The following is a 14,256-nucleotide window of genomic DNA, read 5'->3' as shown; positions in this document are numbered from 1 at the left end:
ATTTGATGGGAGTTTTGTAGCTGAAAGATGGTTTAAAATTCATTTAAGTTTTTATTTTGTCTGGATTTTATTTTCTTGATCATATTTTGTTTTTTATATTTTTAACAATATTCTTTAGGGTGTTAGGGAAAACAACTGTGGTTTACTTCAACTATCATGCTGGATAAGCCATGATCTTATAGCCTATAAACTTCTGGTTTATAGCGTCCTAAGCCGAATCGAGACCTTTTGGGTAAATACTACACGCACGTTGTACGCAACTGGTAGCAATCTACTCTTTTCGATCCCCATCACACCCTTGAGATATATAGTAGTGATTTGAGGATGGGATTGTTTCCCCGAAATGATTTTATTTTGATTAATTTTTAAAATTTTTATCACTTTTTAAGTCATATTTTAAAAAATTTTCCAAATAGACATTTTTTATGCACTTAAATCATCAAATAAAGTTTAAATATTGAATTTATTACCACACTTATTTTTGAATATTTACAAACTGACCACAAACCTATGTGGAGGATTCAACAACTTTCTTTTTTCCTCGAATCCAGCGAATTGCCCAAATTAAAGTCAGGAGCACCACAAAAACCACCAATACAGGCACAATGAAGGACAACACTGAAAGTACGGCAGCCCCAATCCACTCTCCTGTAGAAATCACAGGATTTGCAACACCGCCTGTGGTTGCGGTTGATACACCACGTGCCGCAACTGTACTCATTTGCACCACACCTGCTGTTCCACCACCGACAATAATGGCAGAAGCCCAACTGGCAAATTGCGACATTTCGCCACTGCTTACAGCCATTGTGGTGAGTGTACCTGCAATCATGGCGGCAGGCGTTGCAACGGTATCGAGTAAGTTATCAACCCACGGTACATAATACGCAGCAATTTCACTGATTGTTGCCACGGTCAAAGCCAGACAAACAGCAGGCATCGCCAACCATTCAAAACCTTTTAAGGGTTCAAACCAACCCATGAGCGCGGCAACACTCATAACCAATATAGGTACGAAAACCCGAAAACCACTGGCAGCACTTAGCCCAATGCCGACACATAAACCGAGTATTGTTTCCATGTTGTAGCTCATTGCCTTGGGTTTTCTTTAGGTAAAATAGCAAAAAGCCCCATCGGGTGATAGGGCTTTAGATTAAAACAGGATCTGCTGTTTTATGTCGTGTAGCTTAGGCAACCTTGTTGTTATATTCGGTGCCATGGCATTTGGTACACGGTGGTAGACGGTCTGTACCAATTTCTAAGTAAACGCGATGCCCGCATTGGACACAAAAATAGAAGCCTGTTCCTGGTTTATCACCTGCAGTTACCATCTTTGATCTCCGTGTGGTTTAGAAATGGTCTTACTAGTATATGCATTTTATGATGGATGTCTATTGATCATTTTGACAAATGATGGCGTCATAAATGTTAGAAATGATGTATTTCAAAAATAGCTAAGCTAAATAAAATTTAGTCATGAAAGTGCTGTCAGTAGCTTATATTGCTGTCTTTAGGGCATTGAATCATAAATCCATTCGTTTAAGGTGAGATACGTTTGAGTCATGACATCAATTTCTACTTATCCAAAACACTTCTTCCAACAAATAAAAAGCCCTATCTAATGAGAGGGCTTGATTCAAAACAGTGGATAACTGTTTGCAGTGTGCAGCTTAGGCAATCTTGTTGTTAAATTGATTGCCAAGGCATTTGGTACACGGGGGTAAACAATCTGTACCAATTTCTAAGTAAACGCGATGCCCGCATTGGACACAAAAATAGAAGCCTGTTCCAGGTTTTTCGCCAGCAGTTACCATCTTTGTTCTCCATAGATTTTAGAAATGGTTCATATACTTTAGCGTGATAGTTTTGATTATTTATTGACCTTTCTGACGAGTAATGATGGCGGAAAGGTGAAATAACTTTCTATGGCTTACCTTCGCAATAATTTCATACCATATATAAATATAAAATCTTTATAATCCCTCAACATACTCAATAATTTCATCAATTTCATCTTTGCTAGCTTGAATTGTCATTTTGTCTTGGATATCCGATAAAATGCCCAATGCTATAGCTTTAGGTCTATGCTGAAATAACTCTTCCGTAACCCTAGTATTATTTTCAAACATTCTCGCCACAGTCATGAGTTGGGTGCTATTAAGTTTTTCAAATAAAACTTTAAGAATTGTATATGCTTCTGAACGCCCCCAATAATTTCCGCATATTACAGCTAATACTTCTTGATAAACGTCCTCAAAAGCAATTGAAGGAATTGCTGTTCCGAACTGTACTAAAGCTTTTGCTGCTTTAACCTCATCATTCCACCCATAAGCTGTGTTTTTCGCCTGAGCTAACTTTTTTACAGCCCTTCTAAATAATGTTGCTCGAGCTGCATCTGGAATATATTTTATTCCTTCTACTTTAAGTAATGTCTCTAAAACACGAACTTTAGCACCTTTATCTGAACTAGTATCAGCTTCTTGATCTAAAAGATATGTATGATAACGCTGACCCGCTGAACATTTTAGATCTTCATTCGCACGCTGCCAGACGGCTGAGAATAGTGCTTTCGCATTTTCAGAGGCTGGGGCTTCTCCTTTGCAAATCATATCAAGTAAGAAGCCAAAGGTAATACGAATATCACTTAATTTAAACGCATTAATTTGATCTCTTAGTAAAGCTAAATTTTCGTCATCTAAAATTGATTTTTTTATAGGATCAAATAAACCTGAAGGTGAATGTCCTGGATCTGGCATTTCTGCTTCAAATAAATTTTTCTGTAAAATCAAAGCAATTCCAAAAACATCCTCTTGCTCAACTGTACTATCACTTGCATGGGCTGGAGACGCATGATTTCTCATCCAATTAATCATTTCCAAAGCTTTTCCAGCTTTTTTATTCAAAACACCTAGTTTTATTGATCCATTAATAAGCACTAGATCATCAACTCCTGCCCATCTCTCAGTAAGTGTTTCTCCATTATTTTCATATTTCTTCCTTCCAGATTCATCTTTAATCGCCGAGTTAAAAAGTTCAACTCCATATAGCTCAACCCTCCGACGTAAATTATGTACAGAAGCATTCCAAATATTTAATAGTGCATGATCAGGAAAACCAATATCTAATAATCTTCTAGCATCACTTAAAAATTTAATTTCCACCTTAGTAACAGCGGGAAATTGAGAAACGGTTGTATTGGTTAAAATAGCTGGTAACGTTGAAGACATAACTTCCCCTAAATAATTAAAAAAATAATCAGTTTTTAGATTTAAAGTTTAAAATAAAAACATATATAACATTTTCATAATATTATTAGTATTCATCTCTTTTAAATTAAAAACCCCACTTAAAAGTAGGGTGTTTTTACAACAATATCAATAACTTTTAGCTTAGATCATCAAGCCACATTCCCTTCCAAGAAATCCTGCGCAAAGCGTTGCAATACACCGCCCGCCTCATACACAGATACTTCTTCTTCGGTATCTAAACGACAAGTTACTGGCACTTCAATTGTTTGGTTTTTACCATCATCCGTTGAACGCTCAATCACCAAAGTCAAAGTCGAACGTGGCGCAATATTACCAATCACGCTATAAAGTTCCGTACCATCCAAACCTAAAGTTTTACGGTTAACACCCGCTTTAAACTCAAGTGGCAATACGCCCATACCCACCAAGTTGGTACGGTGAATACGCTCAAAACCTTCAGCCACAATTGCTTCCACGCCCGCAAGACGCACACCTTTTGCAGCCCAGTCACGACTTGAACCCTGACCATAATCTGCACCCGCAATAATAATTAACGGCTGTTTACGGTTCATATAGGTTTCAATCGCTTCCCACATACGCATTACTTCGCCTTCTGGCTCAACACGCGCTTTAGAACCTTGCTTAATTGTGCCGTCTGAACGTACCACCATTTCATTAAACAATTTCGGATTCGCCAAAGTTGCACGCTGTGCAGTCAAATGATCACCGCGATGCGTTGCATAAGAGTTGAAATCTTCTTCTGGCAAGCCCATTTTTGCCAAATATTCCCCTGCTGCCGAGTCTAAAATAATCGCATTCGATGGAGATAAATGGTCTGTGGTGATGTTATCGCCCAAAATTGCCAACGGACGCATATTGGCTAAAGTACGTGGCGCAGCCAATGCACCTTCCCAATATGGTGGACGGCGGATATAAGTACTTTGTGGACGCCAGTCGTAGAGTGGACTTTCAGATTTTTCCGACTCTCCCAAATCGAACATTGGAATGTACACTTGGCGGAATTGTTCAGGTTTAACCGATTCTTTCACCAAAGCATCAATTTCAGCATCAGATGGCCAAATATCTTTCAGATAAATCGGGTTACCATTTCGATCTGTGCCCAAAGCATCTTTTTCGATGTCAAAACGAATCGTTCCTGCAATCGCATAAGCCACAACCAACGGTGGCGATGCCAAAAATGCTTGTTTCGCATACGGATGGATACGACCATCAAAGTTACGGTTACCCGACAGCACAGCAGTCGCATACAAGTCACGGTCAATAATTTCTTGTTGAATCGCTGGGTCTAATGCACCAGACATACCGTTACAAGTAGTACATGCATAAGCGACAATACCAAAACCAAGTTTTTCTAAGTCTTTCAGTACGCCTGCTTCTTCCAAATACAATGCAGCCGCTTTAGAACCTGGTGCAAATGATGATTTCACCCAAGGCTTACGCACTAAACCTAACTCATTGGCTTTACGTGCCAACAAACCTGCTGCTACAGTATTACGCGGGTTTGAGGTATTAGTACAAGAGGTAATCGCAGCAATAATGATCGCACCATCTGGCATTAAGCCATCGCTACGCTGCTCAACCACACCTGCAATGCCTTTTTCTTTCAAGTCTGCGGTAGATACACGCGCATGCGGATTCGATGGGCCTGCAATGTTACGAGTTACTGTTGAAAGGTCAAAACGTAATACACGTGGATACTCTGCCTGTGTCATTTCAGATGCCCAAAGACCAATTTCTTTAGCATAAGTTTCAACCAGTTTGACCTGATCTGCTTCACGACCTGTTAAGGTTAAATAGTCGATGGTGTTTTGATCGATGTAGAACATAGCGGCAGTTGCACCATATTCAGGTGTCATGTTGGAAATCGTGGCACGATCCCCCACCGACATGCTATCTGCACCTTCACCAAAGAATTCTAAATATGCACCGACCACACGTTCTTTACGCAAAAACTCGGTTAAAGCCAATACGATGTCGGTTGCCGTAATACCTGCCTGACGCTGACCAACCAACTCAACACCAATAATATCTGGCAGACGCATCCAAGAAGCACGACCCAACATTACGTTTTCAGCTTCAAGACCGCCTACACCTACAGAAATGACACCCAAAGCATCGGTATGTGGTGTGTGTGAGTCTGTACCCACACAAGTATCTGGGAATGCAATGCCTTCACGGTTTTGAATGACTGGTGACATTTTTTCCAGATTAATCTGGTGCATGATGCCGTTGCCTGCAGGAATCACATCAACATTTTCAAATGCAGTTTTCGTCCATTCAATAAAGTGGAAACGGTCTTCATTACGACGATCTTCCACTTCACGGTTTTTACGGAAAGCATCTGGGTCAAAACCGCCATATTCCACAGCTAAAGAGTGATCGACAATTAACTGGGTAGGTACGACAGGATTCACTTTAGAAGGATCGCCACCTTGATCGGCAATTGCATCACGTAAACCTGCTAAGTCAACGAGCGCAGTTTGCCCCAAGATGTCGTGACATACCACACGCGCTGGATACCACGGAAAATCATGCTCTTGTTTACGCTCAATCAATTGTTTTAAAGATTGTTCTAAAATTGCAGGATCACAACGGCGCACTAACTGTTCTGCAAGTACTTTTGAGGTATAAGGAAGTTTGGCATAAGCGCCTGGCTGGATATCTTCAACGGCTTGTCGCACGTCATAAAAATCGAGCTGAGTGCCTTGCAGTGGTTTGCGGTAGTTGTTATTCATCTGGTATTCGCCCTTACTCTATTGTTCTCAACATCTTATGGGATGATTGTTTCCACCCGTCGAAAGCATTGTACGCTGCCAAAAACCCATTTCCCAAATCCTATATATTTCATACACTTAAATATAAAAACAGGGGTTTTTGAAACATTTAATTACATTTTGAGTAAAATTCTTGCCCTAAAAATGCTTTTTTTTGAAAAATAGCGCAAAATTGACCTCATTCTTTAGTCTTAGATTTCAATGTGAAAGGTTATTCATGCGCGATTTAGCTTTCAGTGCTTTAAGTTTAAACGGTGTCGATGCACAAAAATTCCTGCAAGGTCAGGTAACAGTCAATGTCGAAACATTAGCTGAAAATACAACCTGTTATACCGCAATTTGCAGTTTAAAAGGACGCGTTCAGTTTGGCTTCTGGCTTAAAAAAATCTCGTCCGAATGTTTTGAAATCATCAGCACAGCCGACCAAGCCGAAGATTTAGCCAAACACATTAAAAGGTTTGGTGCATTTTCAAAAATGCAGCTTGAAACCATCGGTACGGTTTACCCAACCATTCAGGGCAATCAAACTGAATTTTCAGCTGAAGTGACTGATTTAAACGCATGGCAACTACAAGCGATTGAAACAGGTCAGGCATGGATTCAAGCCTCAACAGCAGAAGTGTTTCAACCGCAGGAATTGCGTTTGCATCAACGAGATGGCGTGCATTATGACAAAGGCTGTTATTTGGGTCAGGAAGTCGTGGCACGTTTATGGTTTAAAGCCAAACCAAAACATTGGTTGCATTTAATTCAGGGTTCAGGCGAAGCACCTGCACCTGCCGCCAAACTGAATAATGATGTGGAAGTGGTGAATAGCATAGCGACTGCAGAAGGTTTTAAAGCGTTGGTGGTTGCCAAACCAAGTGCTTTGGAAGAGTTAGCTGTACAAGTATTGGCTTTGCCTGAACATTTGAATGGCGATGTTGCACGTCCGCAATAAAATAGATTCCACCCGCTCAGGTTAAGGGAGTCGCAAGATTCCCTTCAAATGACAATGAAAAAAAAGCATTCGTACACATTTTTTATATTTACATTCACACTTTTCAACTTATGATGAATGCACCACTGTAAAAACAAAACGCACATCAACGGAATGATGTGTAAAAGAGAACAAGGTACAACTCAAATGATGAAAAAACTACTCATTGCGGGTGCAATCGCCCTATCTAGCAGCATCAGTATGGCAAATAGCAACATTCCAACCGATCCTGCTTTTGCCAAAATTGAACAATTAATGCAAGCCAACAAGGTTAAAGATGCCTATCAGGAATTAGAAAAGCTTGCCAAAACAGGCAATGCGCAAGCCATGTATAACTTAGGCTATTTGACACAAACTGGACAAGGCACAGCAAAAAATGAAAAGAAAGCCATTCAGTTGTATGAGCAATCTGCCCAAAAAGGCTACCCAGTTGCGAGTTATGTTTTAGGCAAAAACTATCTCACTGGCGCACTAGGTTTAAAACAGGATGCTGCCAAAGCCAAACAATATTTACAAACAGCATCCAATCAGGGTTTTAATGATGCCACAGTAGATTTAGCAGTTTTATATTTCTCGGAAAATACGGCAGCATCTGACCAAAAAGGTTTAAAACTATTACAACCTTTAATTGCCAAAGATCATTATCAAGCCATACATGCAAAAGCCTTGTACGAAATTAGCACAGGCTTTAAAAACAAAGATGAAGCACCAATTAAGCAAGGGCTGCAAAGCATTCAAAACTTGGCGCAAAAGGGTTATATTCCTGCACTCATGGCAGTGGGCAATATGTTTGTGAATGGCAATATCGTGCCGCAAAACTTGCCTGAAGCGAAAAAGATTTTTGCCTCACTGGCACAGGAAAATGTAGCGCAAGCCAAAGAATCATTGGCTGTGGTTGAAAAAATGATGGCAGATCAAGCCAAAGCTTCCAACAAGGCAACCTCTAAGAAAAGTTAAGATAGTTTCTTTATAAAGGCTATTAATCAGAGAAATTTTAAAAAAAGTCTGTATCAGCATGGTACAGACTTTTTTTTATGATTTGAGCACTTCGATACCGTTGCTATAAATACTTACCCGATTGTGTCAATAAAATCGCCACCATCACAAAACCAAAAACTGTACTCAACACCAAGGGGGCTAAGGCTTTTTCATGTAAACCATAGTGCTGCCCGAAAATACCAAAGGCAATTGGCATTGGTAAAGCCGCAAGCAAAGTCCCGACAAATAGCATTTCTCGGTTCACATCTAATGCCCATAAAATTCCAAAAATCGTGAGTGGCATCAGCAATACTTTGAATGCAACCAAAACAATACTTTGCAAATTCACCGACTTGATTTGCATGCCGACCAAACTTCCACCAATCACAAATAAAGCCAAAGGTGAAGCAGTTTTGCCCAACATTTCCAGCACTTGTGCAATAGCTTGCGGCAGCTTGAAATTCAACAATACGCACAGCATACCCAATAAAATAGATAAAATTACTGGATTTTTCAGTAAGCGCTGCACAGTTTCGGCATACACCTGCCAACCTGATTTCGCTGAAGATTGTAGCCCTCGTTCTGCCAAAATCAGCATCAATGCCACAATAATTAAATTTTCGACAATTAAAGTTAAAGACAAATAAATTGCCGATTGACTGCCAATCAACAAAGTCAAAATAGCAGTGCCAATAAACCCTGTATTTGACATTGATGCACCCATTGCCAAGACACTGGCATGGGTTAAGTTTGAATTAAAATAATGCCGATACAGTAAAAAGGCAAAGATAAACAGCAGAATAGAACCGCCACCGTAACCTAAAAAATAAGCGGGATGCCAGATTTCTGACAAACTTTTACTGGCCAATGCCTGCAATAGAAATGCAGGCAACGCCACTTTCATGACAAATTGACCTAGAAACTGAATCGCACTGGTCTCAATAAATTGGCTTCTGACGGCAAAATATCCCAACAGTACTACGGTACAAATGGGAAATAAAATACTCAGTAACACCCTGACATCCTTTTTCAGTGTTGCCCATGATCGACATGGTTTTTACTGATTTACCTTACACCGAATCTCCCTATAAAGCACGGCAAAATAGTTTAAGTTTCACTTATTTTAAGCAGATAAAATATTAGGATTCCACTTCCGTATCTGTGGATTTAAACGGCGCAAATAAAGTACGAAACCCATGCGGCTGACAGCGCAAATATTGCGGGGCAATCTCAATTTTTTCACCCAATTCTGCCGCAGCATGCCATGGCCAACGAGGGTCATATAAAATCGCACGTGCGATCGCAATCGCATCGGCCTGTTCATATTGCAAAATACCTTCTGCCTGCATCGCTTCGGTAATCAAACCCACCGCAATTACAGGAATTTTTACAGCTTGCTTAATGGCATGTGCAAATGGTGTTTGATAACCCGCATGTAAATCAATTTTTTGATCGACATGCAAACCACCGCTCGACACGTGAATATAAGCCGCACCTAAATGCTCCAGTGCTTTTGCCAAACCTACTGAAGATTCCACATTCCAACCCTCTGCATCATCCATCCAGTCTGTTGCAGAAATTCGCACCCCAATTGGATAGCCTTTTGGTACAGCATTTTGAATGGCCTGAAATACTTCCAATGTAAGGCGAATCCGATTTTCCAAACTGCCACCATATTCATCTTGGCGGTAATTAGACAGTGGTGACATAAATTGATGCAGCAAATAACCATGTGCAGCATGAATTTCGATTAAATCAAAACCTGCATCCACAGCCCGTACAGCGGCACTGGCAAAGTCTGCAATCACCTGTTGAATTTCATCTTGCGTTAAAGCATGCGGTGGATGTTCGTGCGATTGAAATGGCAACTCACTGGCCGATACCGTCTGCCAGCCATGTTCTTCATTCGGTGCAAACTGTCCTTTGCCTTGCCACGGTTTATCCGTTGAAGCTTTACGACCCGCATGTGCCAACTGCACAGCAAATGGCATAGGAGACAGACTTTTAAGTTTATGCAAGAGCGCTTTGAGCTGCGCACGCTGCATATCGTTCCATAAGCCTAAGTCGGCATAACTAATGCGCCCTTCAGCCTGCACTGCGGTAGCTTCGACGATACACATGCCTGCCCCAGACAACGCATAATTTGCCCATTGTTGTTCGTGCCAATAACTCAACTCGCCCTGTTCATTGGCAGAGTATTGACACATTGGGGCAATCAGAATTTTATTGGCAAGTTGCAGTGAGCCAAATTGAATCGGCTGAAAAAGTAATGTCACGCTGCATGCCCTCATACTGTGCGATTCACCAAAAGTGAATCATAAAATAAAGAAGTAGAAACTCGGAATCTGCCATCTTTTCTAGATGGTTTTTCCCTATAGTAGATGTTCAAAAATGATTTATTTATAACGTGTTGTATGGTTTTTGAAAAGTAAGCTTTTGCTTTTCACAGAATAATTTTGCGATAGCAAGCTATGGCTTGTATTCTATAGGTTATTCCCAATATTAAGCGCATTACTTTATGCCCTTGCCTGCTTAATTTCCACAAGCGGATTGAATTTGTACCATGCCTGAATTACCCGAAGTTGAAACCACTAAAACCAGTTTATTGCCGCTGCTGGATCAAAAAGTCCTGAATGTAGAAGTACGCCAAGCCAGCTTACGCTGGCCCATTCCAGAAAACCTGCATAAACTCACAGGACAAAAACTTCTGCAATTAACCCGCAGATCCAAATACATTCTGGCACAATTTGAGCAAGACAGCATGTTGTGGCATTTAGGCATGTCGGGTAGTTTTCGCCTTTGCGACGCCCATGAAGATTTACGCAAACATGACCATCTGATTATTCAGTTTGAAGATATGCAATTGCGTTACCACGACCCACGTCGTTTTGGCTGTATTTTATGGTTAGATGAAAGCTCACAACATAAATTGATTGATCCTCTTGGCCCTGAGCCACTGAGTGATGCGTTTAATACAGACTATCTTTTTCAAAAGTTAAAAAATAAGAACGTTGGCATTAAAGTTGCAATTATGGATAACCATGTCGTGGTGGGTGTGGGTAATATTTATGCCACAGAAAGCCTGTTTAACTTAGGTATTCATCCTGCACAACCGGCGTCATCTCTGAGTTTGGCACAAGTTGAAAAACTAGTGATTGAAATTAAACGTATTTTAAAACAGGCGATTGATTTAGGCGGTTCGACCTTACGTGATTACAGCAATGCCATGGGTGAAAATGGCTACTTTCAGCAGACTTTACTGGCCTATGGCCGCGCAGGTGAAATGTGTGTGAATTGCGAAACCACATTAGAAAACCTAAAACTAGGACAACGTGCATCTGTATTTTGTCCTGAATGTCAGCCTTTGAAAAAAGTACTCACTTCGACTAAAGCTGCAACAAGCAAACGAGGTAAAAAAGTATGAGAACCGCTATTGTGCGTCATATTTTAGTGAAAGATAAAGAAACCTGTGAACAACTGAAAAAGCGGATTCAATCAGGTGCTGATTTTGCCAAAATTGCCAAACAATTTTCGACCTGCCCTTCAGGAAAAAAAGGTGGGGAATTGGGTGAGGTCAAAAAAGGACAATTGGTACCCGTCATTGATAAATTAGTGTTTACCGCAGCAGAGCGCGTACTACACGGACCTGTAAAAAGTCAGTTTGGTTTTCATTTGGTAGAAGTAAAGTTTCGGATGTGATTTATAATGTTTGTAGAAAACCCTATACGATTTAAAAAAATTGATTATCTAGAACTAAACCCAGAGATGGATCCGGAAATTTGAACAACTCCTATAAGTGATATTCTGCTCCTCAAATGATGTTATAAACATCAATATATGGAGTATTTTATGGCACGTAGACCAAGAAGAAATCATTCAAATGACTTTAAGGCCAAGGTAGCACTTGCTGCGATCAAAGCAGAAAAAACACTTGCTGAATTGAGTTCTGAGTTTGATGTTCATCAAAACCAAATTATTGACTGGAAAAATCAATTGATCTCAGCTTCCTCGCAAGCTTTCGATCAATCAAAAGCTCCATCAGAACCCCCCATTGATCTAAAAAAACTACATGCAAAAATCGGTGAGCAGGCATTAGAAATTGATTTTTTAGAAGGTGTGTTGAAGAAACTGGGCCGCTTCAACCACAAAAGTTAATCGATCACTCACTTCAGATTTCAGTATCTAAACAAGCTAAGTTACTGAAAGTCTCTCGTGGTTGTTATTATTATCGCCCAAAACCTGTTAGCTCATCAGATCTGAAGCTGATGCGATGTATTGATGAATTACATATGCAATATCCTTTTGCAGGCAGTCGTATGATGCGTGATTTGTTGAATCGTCAAGGGCATCATATAGGACGACGTCATACACGTACTTTAATGAAGAAAATGGGTATTCAGGCGTTATATTGCAAACCAAATTTAAGCCAGGCTAATCAAGCTCACCGTAAATATCCATATCTGCTCAAAGGATTGGCTATTCAGCGCAGTAATCAAGTGTGGTCTACGGATATAACGTATATCCCTATGGCAAAAGGCTTTGTTTATTTATGTGCTGTGATTGATTGGCATAGCCGCAAGGTACTTGCGCATAGGGTATCGATTAGTATGGAGGTGGATTTTTGTATTTCGGCTTTAAATGAAGCGATTGAAAAATATGGTCGACCTGAAATATTTAATACAGACCAAGGCAGCCAGTTTACCAGTGATGCATTTATTGATGTATTGAAATCAAATGGCATTCAAATCAGTATGGATGGTAAAGGTCGATGGGTAGATAATGTGATGGTTGAACGATTATGGCGGAGCGTTAAATATGAAGAGGTGTATCTCAAAGCTTATAGCAGTGTCACAGATGCGAAAAAGCAATTGAGTGCATATTTTGAGTTTTATAATCTGAAACGACCTCATTCGAGTCTGGACAAAATGACTCCAGATGAGTTTTACTATGACCAGCTACCACAACAAAATAAGGTGGCTTAACTAGAGCGGAATATCACTTATAAATACGCTTTTAGTTGTTCAAACAAGTGGAACCACCTCTCCCTAAGGCTAAAGAAAATTATAACTTCCATCAAATGGCAGCAATACTTTCTAATTATGGCTATAATTGTATTTGGCTTAATGATGATTGGAACGGTGCAGATTGTATTGCTATGCATATTGATGGTTTTTCTGATATCAAAATTCAACTTAAAGGTAATATATCTTTTGATAAAAAATATTGTGGAAAAAACCTCTATATTGCATTTTTTGAAGATAAACAGCTTTTCATCTATCCACATGACATCGTGTTAAGTCAAGTTGAGGATCTTATATCTGATAAAAAATGGTTACAGCAAGGCTCATACTTTCAAACTAAGATTACTAAAAGATTCAAAGAAATTATCGAACCTTATAAAATCCAGAAATAATCTTAATTCAACTAAAACTCTACCCAAACAAAACGGCGCATAAAGCGCCGTTTTTTGGATTTTAATTGAGTATTGAAAATTATTGACGTTTTTTCAATTCATCACGAATTTCACGTAGCAACGCGATATCTTCTGGCGTTGCTGCTGGTTCTGGCGCTGCTTCTTCTTGTTTACGGCGCATACGATTAATCATTTTCACCATTAAGAACACCACCCATGCCAAAATAATGAAGTTAATTAAAATCGTAAGGAAGTTACCATAGGTCAGGACATTTACACCTGCTTTGGTTAACTCATCTAAAGACTGTAAATTGTTTGGGTTATCGCCCAAAACAAAGAACTTTTGTGTGAAATCCACACCACCGCCAGTGATCACAGTAATCAATGGCATGATGATATCTTTCACTAATGAGTCAACAATTTTACCAAATGCCCCACCAATAATCACACCGACAGCCAAGTCGATCATGTTACCTTTTACCGCAAATTCGCGGAACTCTTGAATAATACTCATTTAAATCTCCAGTTTTTTTTGACTTTAATTTATGTGACGAAGTATACATTAATTTTATAGCTTCATTTCCACGTAACTTACTCGGAAATCATCTGCTTTTATATATTGGTTTGCTAATTTTAAACAAAAAATGCCATCAATAAATTGATGGCATTTTTAAATTTTGCTGCCCCGCATGAGGACAACATCATTTTTAAAACTTATTTCTCTGTACACGACAAAAATAGATAACTCATTGAAATAATGTCATAATAATTGTTTTCTAACGACGAATACTATGACACATCTCAATGAGTTATATCTTATCTTAAACAAATATCTAAAATGGA

The 14,256-nt window shown here is 39.6% G+C and carries 14 protein-coding genes; 6 read left to right on the top strand and 8 right to left on the bottom strand.

Features of this window, described 5'->3' with window-relative positions:
- Positions 1 to 508: 508 nt before the first annotated feature.
- The 5 genes from HX743_RS11335 to acnD form a co-directional block, all read right to left on the bottom strand.
- Entirely contained in the window at positions 509 to 1,081 is a 573-nt protein-coding gene (locus HX743_RS11335; RefSeq protein ID WP_136144743.1) for a DUF4126 domain-containing protein, read from the bottom strand.
- Between the two features lie 106 nt (positions 1,082 to 1,187).
- Positions 1,188 to 1,331 (bottom strand): hypothetical protein, encoded by a 144-nt coding sequence (locus HX743_RS11330; protein ID WP_096901556.1) that lies wholly within the window; start codon positions 1,329 to 1,331, stop codon positions 1,188 to 1,190.
- Between the two features lie 339 nt (positions 1,332 to 1,670).
- Positions 1,671 to 1,814 carry a zinc ribbon-containing protein gene (locus HX743_RS11325; RefSeq protein ID WP_178319259.1) on the bottom strand — a complete coding sequence of 48 codons (144 nt, stop codon included), beginning with the start codon at positions 1,812 to 1,814 and terminating at the stop codon, positions 1,671 to 1,673.
- Positions 1,815 to 1,973: 159 nt separating this feature from the next.
- Positions 1,974 to 3,227 carry a hypothetical protein gene (locus HX743_RS11320; protein ID WP_178319258.1) on the bottom strand — a complete coding sequence of 418 codons (1,254 nt, stop codon included), beginning with the start codon at positions 3,225 to 3,227 and terminating at the stop codon, positions 1,974 to 1,976.
- A gap of 170 nt (positions 3,228 to 3,397) precedes the next feature.
- The gene (gene acnD / locus HX743_RS11315) at positions 3,398 to 6,004 is read right to left on the bottom strand and encodes a Fe/S-dependent 2-methylisocitrate dehydratase AcnD (RefSeq protein ID WP_178319257.1); all 2,607 of its coding nucleotides are present in this window, start codon (positions 6,002 to 6,004) and stop codon (positions 3,398 to 3,400) included.
- A gap of 256 nt (positions 6,005 to 6,260) precedes the next feature.
- On the opposite strand from acnD, the gene HX743_RS11310 reads away from it, so the two are divergent.
- Together HX743_RS11310 and HX743_RS11305 are read left to right on the top strand one after the other, a co-directional pair.
- Positions 6,261 to 6,983 (top strand): folate-binding protein YgfZ, encoded by a 723-nt coding sequence (locus HX743_RS11310; protein ID WP_178319256.1) that lies wholly within the window; start codon positions 6,261 to 6,263, stop codon positions 6,981 to 6,983.
- Positions 6,984 to 7,172: 189 nt separating this feature from the next.
- Entirely contained in the window at positions 7,173 to 7,979 is an 807-nt protein-coding gene (locus tag HX743_RS11305) for a tetratricopeptide repeat protein (RefSeq protein WP_178319282.1), read from the top strand.
- A gap of 103 nt (positions 7,980 to 8,082) precedes the next feature.
- On the opposite strand, the gene HX743_RS11300 is transcribed toward HX743_RS11305, so the two are convergent.
- Together HX743_RS11300 and HX743_RS11295 are read right to left on the bottom strand one after the other, a co-directional pair.
- Positions 8,083 to 9,015, bottom strand: coding sequence for an AEC family transporter (locus tag HX743_RS11300; protein ID WP_096901559.1), 933 nt, complete (start codon positions 9,013 to 9,015; stop codon positions 8,083 to 8,085).
- A 124-nt stretch (positions 9,016 to 9,139) separates the two neighbouring features.
- Positions 9,140 to 10,276 carry an NADH:flavin oxidoreductase/NADH oxidase gene (locus tag HX743_RS11295; RefSeq protein ID WP_178319255.1) on the bottom strand — a complete coding sequence of 379 codons (1,137 nt, stop codon included), beginning with the start codon at positions 10,274 to 10,276 and terminating at the stop codon, positions 9,140 to 9,142.
- A 287-nt stretch (positions 10,277 to 10,563) separates the two neighbouring features.
- On the opposite strand from HX743_RS11295, the gene mutM reads away from it, so the two are divergent.
- The 4 genes from mutM (at position 10,564) to HX743_RS11275 (ending at position 13,413) form a co-directional block, all read left to right on the top strand.
- Positions 10,564 to 11,424, top strand: a complete 861-nt coding sequence (mutM, locus tag HX743_RS11290; protein ID WP_178319254.1) for a bifunctional DNA-formamidopyrimidine glycosylase/DNA-(apurinic or apyrimidinic site) lyase — start codon at positions 10,564 to 10,566, stop codon at positions 11,422 to 11,424.
- Positions 11,421 to 11,699, top strand: a complete 279-nt coding sequence (locus HX743_RS11285) for a peptidylprolyl isomerase (RefSeq protein ID WP_004972420.1) — start codon at positions 11,421 to 11,423, stop codon at positions 11,697 to 11,699. Before mutM ends, HX743_RS11285 begins: the two co-directional genes overlap by 4 nt.
- Positions 11,700 to 11,849: 150 nt before the next feature.
- A protein-coding gene (locus tag HX743_RS11280) for an IS3-like element ISAba14 family transposase (RefSeq protein ID WP_250316232.1) occupies positions 11,850 to 12,982 on the top strand; the annotation gives its coding sequence in 2 pieces (ribosomal slippage) (positions 11,850 to 12,102 and positions 12,102 to 12,982; 1,134 coding nt in all).
- A gap of 47 nt (positions 12,983 to 13,029) precedes the next feature.
- Positions 13,030 to 13,413, top strand: coding sequence for a hypothetical protein (locus HX743_RS11275; protein ID WP_348637028.1), 384 nt, complete (start codon positions 13,030 to 13,032; stop codon positions 13,411 to 13,413).
- 79 nt (positions 13,414 to 13,492) lie between these two features.
- Here HX743_RS11275 and mscL read toward each other — a convergent pair whose 3' ends face one another.
- Positions 13,493 to 13,927: a large conductance mechanosensitive channel protein MscL gene (gene mscL / locus HX743_RS11270; RefSeq protein ID WP_004972423.1), complete on the bottom strand. Its 435-nt coding sequence runs from the start codon at positions 13,925 to 13,927 to the stop codon at positions 13,493 to 13,495.
- Between the last annotated feature and the right edge of the window lie 329 nt (positions 13,928 to 14,256).

It is taken from the genome of Acinetobacter sp. Swhac1 (assembly GCF_013390985.1).
GTDB classification, from domain to species: domain Bacteria; phylum Pseudomonadota; class Gammaproteobacteria; order Pseudomonadales; family Moraxellaceae; genus Acinetobacter; species Acinetobacter towneri.
Note: the sequence above shows the minus strand (reverse complement) of the source record. Positions and strands in the feature narration are given on the sequence as shown.

Coding starts and splice junctions, on each gene's coding strand:
- HX743_RS11335 (WP_136144743.1), bottom strand. CDS start 1,081: ATGGAAACAATACTCGGTTTATGTGTCGGCATTGGGCTAAGTGCTGCC.
- HX743_RS11330 (WP_096901556.1), bottom strand. CDS start 1,331: ATGGTAACTGCAGGTGATAAACCAGGAACAGGCTTCTATTTTTGTGTC.
- HX743_RS11325 (WP_178319259.1), bottom strand. CDS start 1,814: ATGGTAACTGCTGGCGAAAAACCTGGAACAGGCTTCTATTTTTGTGTC.
- HX743_RS11320 (WP_178319258.1), bottom strand. CDS start 3,227: ATGTCTTCAACGTTACCAGCTATTTTAACCAATACAACCGTTTCTCAA.
- acnD (WP_178319257.1), bottom strand. CDS start 6,004: ATGAATAACAACTACCGCAAACCACTGCAAGGCACTCAGCTCGATTTT.
- HX743_RS11310 (WP_178319256.1), top strand. CDS start 6,261: ATGCGCGATTTAGCTTTCAGTGCTTTAAGTTTAAACGGTGTCGATGCA.
- HX743_RS11305 (WP_178319282.1), top strand. CDS start 7,173: ATGAAAAAACTACTCATTGCGGGTGCAATCGCCCTATCTAGCAGCATC.
- mutM (WP_178319254.1), top strand. CDS start 10,564: ATGCCTGAATTACCCGAAGTTGAAACCACTAAAACCAGTTTATTGCCG.
- HX743_RS11285 (WP_004972420.1), top strand. CDS start 11,421: ATGAGAACCGCTATTGTGCGTCATATTTTAGTGAAAGATAAAGAAACC.
- mscL (WP_004972423.1), bottom strand. CDS start 13,927: ATGAGTATTATTCAAGAGTTCCGCGAATTTGCGGTAAAAGGTAACATG.